Genomic DNA, 6,000 nt, shown 5'->3' with positions numbered 1-6,000 from the left:
GTATGTGTTCATCGACGACCCGGTGACGTCGCTGGATGAAAACCACCTGATCCAGCTCGCCGTCGATCTGGCCGCCCTGATCAAGCGGGCACCGGAAGCTCTGAAATTTGTCATCACGACGCACAGCCCGGTTTTCTATAATGTCATGCACAATGAGCTGGGAAACAAGTCGTGTTACCTGCTCGGGAGGCTGGACGATGGCAATTTTGAACTGGTGGAAAAGTCCGGCGATTCCAATCTGAGCTTTTCCTATCACCTGCATTTGAAGGGCCTGCTGGAACGTGCTGTCGCCGACGGCCGTATCGAACGCTTCCATTTCACGCTTCTGCGGAACCTGTACGAGAAAACCGCGAGTTTCCTGGGCTATCCACGTTGGGCAGAGCTATTGCCGGATGACAAGCAAGCCTACATGAATCGTGTCATACAATTCACCAGCCACAGTACCGTTTCAAATGATGCAATCGCCGAGCCCTCGCTTGAGGAAAAGCAGATCGTTCCGTTTCTGCTCGAGCATCTGATCGAGAACTACAGTTACCGGCAGCAAGGTCCGCAAAATGCTTGAAGTTACAACGCCCATCGCAGAGTCGAAGAACTTCATCGTTCTCGACAGATACGCCAGCGAATGGACGAGCAGCGACCGCTACCAGAGCGAAGACGAGCTAGAGCGCGAGCTGATCAAGGATTTGTGCAATCAGGGCTATGCGTTCCTACCCGATATCACATCGATGGATGCCATGTTCGCGAACGTCCGCGAATGTCTACAAGACCTGAACAACGTCGCTTTCACCGAACACGAGTGGTCGCGCTTCGTCGAAACCTTTCTCGACAAACCCAGCGATGGAATCATCGAGAAGACCCGCAAAGTTCACGATGACTACATCCACGACTTTGTGTTCGACAACGGGCGCATCCAGAACATCTACCTGTTCGACAAGACGAATATCCCTCGCAACAGGCTCCAGGTTATCCGGCAGTTCGAACTGACTGGCCTTCATGCCAACCGCTATGACGTGACCATCCTCGTCAACGGCCTGCCTTTGGTGCAGGTCGAACTCAAGAAGCGCGGTGTCGCCATTCGCGAGGCGTTCAACCAGATTCACCGTTACAGCAAAGAGAGCTTCAACAGCGATAATTCGCTTTATAAGTTCTTGCAGTTGTTCGTGATCTCGAACGGTACCGACACTCGCTATTTTGCCAACACCACGAAGCGCAACAAGCACAGCTTCGACTTCACGATGCACTGGGCAAAGGCCGATAACGGGTTGATCCGGGACCTCAAGGATTTCACGGCCACGTTCTTGCAGAAGCACACGCTGCTCAATATCCTACTGCACTATTCCGTCTTCGATGTCAGCGAAACACTGCTGATCATGCGGCCGTATCAGATCGCGGCAACCGAGCGCATCCTCTGGAAGATCAAGAGCTCGCATCATGCGAAGACATGGAGTAAGCCCGAAGGCGGCGGGTATATCTGGCACACCACCGGGTCCGGCAAGACGCTAACGAGCTTCAAGGCAGCTCGCATGGCCACTGAACTCGATTTCATCGATAAGGTGTTCTTCGTCGTGGACCGTAAGGACCTCGACTACCAGACAATGAAGGAATATCAGCGGTTTTCGCCGGACAGCGTCAACGGTTCTGAAAACACGGCGGCGCTCAAGCGCAATCTGGCCAAGGATGATAACAAGATCGTCGTCACCACGATTCAGAAGCTCAACAACCTGATGAAGAGCGAAGCCGACTTGCCTGTCTATGGCAAGGAAGTGGTGTTCATCTTCGACGAATGCCATCGCAGCCAGTTTGGTGAGGCACAGCGGAACCTGAAGAAGAAGTTCAAGCGCTTCTACCAGTTCGGGTTCACCGGAACTCCGATTTTCCCCGAAAATGCTTCAGGCGCTGAAACAACCGCCGGTGTATTTGGGCAGCAACTGCATTCCTACGTGATCACGGACGCGATCCGCGACGAGAAGGTGTTAAAATTCAAGGTTGACTACAACGACGTTCGGCCAAAGTTCAGGGCGATCGAACGGGAACAGGACGAGGACAAGCTCAGCGCCGCCGAGAACAGGAAGGCCCTGCTGCACCCGCAGCGAATTCGCGAGGTATCGCAATACATCCTGAACAACTTCCGCCAGAAAACCCACCGCTCGAACCTGGGCGGTGGCGGCTTCAACGCGATGTTTGCGGTAAGCAGCGTGGAGGCAGCAAAGCTGTATTATGACGCGCTGAACGACCTCCAGAGTGGAAGTAAGAAGTCGCTCAAGATCGCCACAATCTTTTCATTCGCCGCCAACGAAGAGCAGAACGCGATTGGTGAAATCCGGGACGAAAGCTTCGATGTTTCGGCACTGGAAAGCAGCGGCAAGGAGTTCCTGAACGCTGCAATCCGGGATTACAATTCGCTGTTTGCCACCAATTTCAGCACGGACGGAAATGGCTTTCAGAACTACTACCGCGATCTCGCCAATCGGGTGAAATCGAAAGAGGTTGACCTCCTGATTGTGGTCGGAATGTTCCTGACAGGTTTCGACGCGCCATCGCTCAACACGCTGTTTGTGGACAAGAACCTGCGTTTCCACGGCCTGATTCAGGCTTATTCCCGGACCAACCGTATTTTCGATGCTACCAAGACGTTCGGCAACATCGTCGCATTCCGCGATCTGGAAAAGGCAACGATTGATGCCATCACGCTGTTTGGGGACAGCAACACCAAGAACGTGGTCCTGGAGAAGAGTTTCCAAGAGTATATGGAAGGCTTCTCGGATGTCGCCTCCGGAAGGGCCTGCCGTGGCTTCCTCACCATCCTGGACGAACTGGAGCAACGCTTTCCTGATCCGACTGAGATATTCAAAGAATCGGACAAGAAAGACTTCGCCAAGCTGTTTGGCGAATTTCTCCGGGCAGAGAACGTGCTGCAAAACTTCGACGAGTTTGTTGCATTGAAGGCCTTTCAGGATTTGGACCAAAGTGATCCGGAAGCCGTGGCGGCGTTCAAGAAGTTCCATCAGCTTAGTGACGAGGACATGCAAAAAATTGTCGCCGTGAAACTTCCAGCCGAGCGAAAAGTCCAGGACTACAAATCAACCTACAACGACATTCGTGACTGGTTGCGGCAACAGAAGGTGGCGACAGAACGGGAGGAATCAAAGCTTGATTGGGATGATGTCGTATTTGAGGTTGATCTGCTGAAGTCGCAGGAGATCAATCTGGACTACATCCTGGAGCTCATTTTCGAGAAAAACCGCTATACAAAGAACAAGGGCGATTTGATTGATGAGGCTCGCCGCGCGATCAGGGCAAGCTTGGGCAATCGGGCAAAGGAAGACCTCATTGTTGATTTCATCAATCGAACCGACCTCGATGAAATCGAAGGCAAAGATGGCCTGATCGAGGCATTCTTTGCGTTTGCACAGGAACAGAAGCGCCGCGAATTTGAAAAACTTGTGGCCAAAGAAGATCTCAACCCCGACGCCGCAATTCGCTACATGACAAACGCCATCAAGCGCGAGTTTGCGAGTGAAAATGGCAATGATTTAAAAGACATGCTACCAAAAATGAGCCCTCTCAATCCGGAATACCTCAAAAAGAAGGGTGCTGTTTTTCAGAAGGTTTCGGACTTTGTAGAAAAGTTCAAAGGCGTAGGCGGGCACCTGTGAAGGCCTTGTCCGATTGCTTCTCCCAAATCGCTAGCGCTGCCGATAGGTAACACTCAAAATGCCTTCCAGCTTATCCCCCCGGCAGCAATAGACTGCAGTCCCCATAGAAGGGCAGCTATCCACCAGCTGCACCTTAATACCTGCCGTTCCGGATCGTCCAGAAGCTGACATGACGGTCGGCCAGGCAAGGATTCGGTGACGTGACCCCGACTTTAATCCCCACTGGAGGAAAGCTCGGGGTCACGTCACTGCCAGCTGAAAAAGAATTCCGGCGCGACTTGATCAGCCTCGGACGATATCCATCTCGTAGCGCCAGCGATGGAGCAAAGAATGATTCCAGGAGCCACTAACCGGATTTATCGCCGACCTCCGCAGCTGAAACTGGCCATGGACCTGACTCCTGAACAGACCTGTGCGATGCAGGCCTGGGCCGAGGCGGTTCCGACACTGCATTTTCTCGACATCTGTGTCGCCGCCATTCCCAAGCTCTCTCCCAAGGCGATTGCCCACAGCACTCGAAAGGCCACCTGGCGCAGGCGCCTGCGGAGACTCGATCGCCCTCACAACTCGGTGTCCTATCTTTTCGCCCTCATCGAGAGGGCTAGTGAGATACAAAGCAAGCTTGACGGCGCTGATCTGGAAAGGGAAATCCTGAAGGACGTTGCGGCGCTGCGATCGTTTTTCAAGCATGCCCGTGTCCTGGAGTCGGACGACTTTGTGATCGGCTATCTCCGGGAACTTCGAGGAGTGCCTCATGAGCTCTCTCGTCCCAGCTATCTGGCGTTTCTCGAGGAAATGAATGGGCACCACCAACTTTGGAATTCGGTCAAACCGAGCGAGCGGTTTCATAAGGCACAAGAAATCGTCGAGATGGCAGAGTCGCTGTCGATCGCCAAAAACCACCCGGTGGTGACGATTACGCTTGCGTGTCTTTATGGTAATGGGGCCGCAAAGCACATGATGAAGTTCAAACAGAACCCCGACAAATTCAACGTGCAGAATGCCCTGTCGGATATCATGGTCATATCTCGCTTTGCCCGTCACAAGCTGGAAATCGAGGAAGATGCGAGGAAAGGCTCGGGGCGCTACGCGCAGACCAGGTTCATGACCGACGACGATGGCCTGATCGAGGTTCTCAGTTGCTTCGAGGCGATTTCCGTCAGGTTTGAAGACGCGGACGACGCCCAGAACATCTCGACTGAGATGACGGTCCATCTGCAGCGGTTGCTCAGCGACCTCACGGTAGTAAATGATGATGTCGAAGGCGGCCTTAGTCCCGATGACCAAGACAAGGTCACGGAATATAACAGAATTTGCGAACTCGTGGGGCTCGCCTAGAGCGTTTTCCGATCATGTTGGATCGTAGCCGCACGAACTGAAGTAGTTGGCACATTCGTCGGGTTGGAAGGTCAAAATCGAGCCCTGAATGGCTGAGAAGGGTGATTTTGTCCGGCCCGAACCAAGCAGCCTTCATGTTTGATAACCGCGTATCAACATCAAACCACCTTGATGTAGGCAAGTCGCCTTTTCACGATCATCAAGAATGGGGCCCCCACGGCTTCATGTGGTCCGGAGAATGACCCGTGCCCGTCCTGTACCATGAAGGCCGCTTCCCTGATCTGCAAAAGGGAGCTGCCCGGCGGCTATAACTTGGTGTCGGTCATTTGCTCTCGATCACCTCTTTGTGACGGGCAAAGGCAGCGCGCAGTTTGTCGGTCGGCGCTGGGGGGCGATCCAGCGCGGCAAAAAAGGCTTCGTGATCGACTGCGCTTAGCGTCGTGCGTTCATGGGTCGAGATCGTCTCCATTGCGGCGCGATACGCGGCGTTCATCGTGAAGACGCAATCATCCACCCCCGAAAGCGTGGCGGCTTTTTGGATGGCGTCCTTGATGCACAGCTTGGTTCGAAAATACATGCGTTCGGTGCTGCGTTCGTCGATTGAGCTCGTCGCGTCGTGGTGCGGCAGCATGGCGACCTCCTTTGAGAAGGTTTATCTACGCTGATGTGCTACAGATGCCAATATTGTAGGCTGCAGCGGCCTACATCATGCTGAAAATTGGCGGTCAGATGTGGTGCTGAGAGGTCGTTGGCGAATGGCTCTGGACATGTTCATGAACAATCTACATACTCACTAAGTCACCGGAAAAATTAGATGTTCTGGCTGCGTGAGGTAATAAATGTGGGAAATCTGCGCGAGGTAATTTGAATAGGCGAAAGCTTTCAGGACCTTATATTTTGTCCTGCAAATCCCTCCCGCTCCGCCATTTCCCTGATCGTCGATGTTCGCGATTGCCCGCCAAAGGGCAGGTTTGTGCGAGCTTTTCCCTTGTTCGATTGCCGCGCG

The 6,000-nt window shown here is 53.4% G+C and carries 3 protein-coding genes and 1 pseudogene; 3 read left to right on the top strand and 1 reads right to left on the bottom strand.

Going from position 1 to position 6,000, the window contains the following annotated elements:
• The 3 genes and pseudogenes from MBENS4_RS03385 to MBENS4_RS03375 all read left to right on the top strand — a co-directional run.
• Positions 1-562 (top strand): annotated as a pseudogene (locus MBENS4_RS03385) (hypothetical protein); the annotation flags it as partial.
• Positions 555-3,656, top strand: a complete 3,102-nt coding sequence (locus MBENS4_RS03380) for a type I restriction endonuclease subunit R (protein ID WP_039388763.1) — start codon at positions 555-557, stop codon at positions 3,654-3,656. The pseudogene MBENS4_RS03385 and the gene MBENS4_RS03380, both read left to right, overlap by 8 nt.
• 330 nt (positions 3,657-3,986) lie before the next feature.
• Positions 3,987-4,994: a hypothetical protein gene (locus MBENS4_RS03375; RefSeq protein WP_052321979.1), complete on the top strand. Its 1,008-nt coding sequence runs from the start codon at positions 3,987-3,989 to the stop codon at positions 4,992-4,994.
• A 322-nt stretch (positions 4,995-5,316) separates the two neighbouring features.
• Here the strand turns inward: MBENS4_RS03375 and MBENS4_RS03370 are convergent, their stop codons facing one another.
• Positions 5,317-5,625 (bottom strand): type II toxin-antitoxin system TacA family antitoxin, encoded by a 309-nt coding sequence (locus MBENS4_RS03370; protein WP_039388761.1) that lies wholly within the window; start codon positions 5,623-5,625, stop codon positions 5,317-5,319.
• Between the last annotated feature and the right edge of the window lie 375 nt (positions 5,626-6,000).

Source organism: Novosphingobium sp. MBES04 (assembly GCF_000813185.1).
Lineage (GTDB): Bacteria > Pseudomonadota > Alphaproteobacteria > Sphingomonadales > Sphingomonadaceae > Novosphingobium > Novosphingobium decolorationis.
The sequence above is the reverse complement of the archived record's forward strand: the minus strand, read 5'-3'. Positions and strand labels throughout refer to the sequence as shown.